This is a genomic window from Streptomyces sp. NPDC042259 (assembly GCF_055582085.1).
Map to the genome: position 1 here is coordinate 1 of NZ_JBVJDW010000034.1, position 1,284 is coordinate 1,284.

Annotated in this window: 3 protein-coding genes; all 3 read right to left on the reverse strand. The window is 70.2% G+C overall.

The window, feature by feature from the left end; translation table 11 throughout:
- Positions 1-184: 184 nt before the first annotated feature.
- Positions 185-493, reverse strand: coding sequence for a hypothetical protein (locus ACZ6MA_RS33960; protein WP_469438766.1), 309 nt, complete (start codon positions 491-493; stop codon positions 185-187).
- Between the two features lie 161 nt (positions 494-654).
- The gene (locus tag ACZ6MA_RS33965) at positions 655-867 is read right to left on the reverse strand and encodes a hypothetical protein (protein ID WP_469438768.1); all 213 of its coding nucleotides are present in this window, start codon (positions 865-867) and stop codon (positions 655-657) included.
- A partial coding sequence (locus ACZ6MA_RS33970) for a LuxR C-terminal-related transcriptional regulator (protein ID WP_469438769.1) occupies positions 864-1,284 on the reverse strand: 421 nt, incomplete at its 5' end. The genes ACZ6MA_RS33970 and ACZ6MA_RS33965, both read right to left, overlap by 4 nt.

A 1,284-nucleotide genomic window follows, 5' to 3' on the forward strand; every position in this document is an offset into this window, starting at 1 on the left:
TTGCCGGCCCGGCAGCGTAAGGACCGCAGGTATGCGCCCACTACGAGCGCGGCCGGTGGCGCAGTGTTCATGCTGATGTCTCCCAGGGCGCTGATCGGGATGACGCTCGCGCGTGGCTCCCCGCCGCCGGTGCCCGTGCTGGTGGGGCGGGGGTTTGGCGTGCCGGGATGGGTGATCACGGGCATCACAAGGCGGTTTCGGGGCGGATGAGCCACAGGAAAACGCGGCGGTCGCGGCACCAGCTCAGCTCCGCCGTGTACAGGCGGTCGCAGGTGCTGAGATGGGTCCGGGTGGGCATCACGACGCCATGGGCGCACTGCTCGGTCAGAGCCTTGCGGACCTGGGACCACCCGGGCCGGGTGGCGGGTTCGGTATCACCCGTGGTGTCGTAACAACTCCCGCGCACCTGCCACCTGCGGGACACCGCGAACCCCCTGGCCGCGGCCAGGTCATACGCCGGGTCACCATGGGGAGTGGTGAGGGCATAGACCACCACAGACACCCTCTCAGCGGCAGCCGCGGACGAGGCATCGAAGACCTGGCTGCGCAGGGCGACCAAACGAGCCGCGTCCGAAGCCGCTGCCCCGTTCGCGGGGCCGGGGTGCGCAGGGGCAGCCGGGTCGGTCAGGGCTGCCCGCGGAGGCAAGACAGTGTTCATGCCACACCTGTCCTGAGAAAGCGGCGGCCGCCCGGCCTGGCCACCGTGCTGGCCTGCGCGCAGTGGAACCCGGCGTAGATGCCCGGGGCGGCCGCGGCCTGCGCTGGCATCAGGGTGAGCAGCAGCGTCGGCCGGAAGGCCAGCAGGGCCCGAAAGGCCACCGAGAGGAGCGGTACGGCTGTGCCGAGCGTGTCCACCAGGCGGGTCACCGTGCGGCCACCTCTCCGCCGAGGAGCTGGTAGGCGTGGCCGAGCTTGACCAGATGGGCCTCGTTGCGCGCGCCGGCGCGCTTCACCAGGTCTCTGATCTTTCCGCGCGCGATGGGTGTGGAGACGTGGAGGCGCTGCGCGATCTCCTTCGCCGTGGCGGTCGCGACCAGGTGCCACACTCGCAGGTCCTCTTCGGAGAAGTCGGCCGGAGCGTCAGCCGTTTTGGGCCGGTCCAACTGCCCGTTCAGATACGCCGTGTGTACCTGAACTGCCCGGCCCGATACCGGCAGCTTGTTGCTGATGCGGGTCAGGTGCCCGCCGTAGGTGCGCTTCTGCATGGACAGTGCCTTGGCCCCTTCCTCGGTCGTGAGCCCCTCCGCGACAGCCTCAAGGACGCGGACCTCTGTGGCGGTCAGC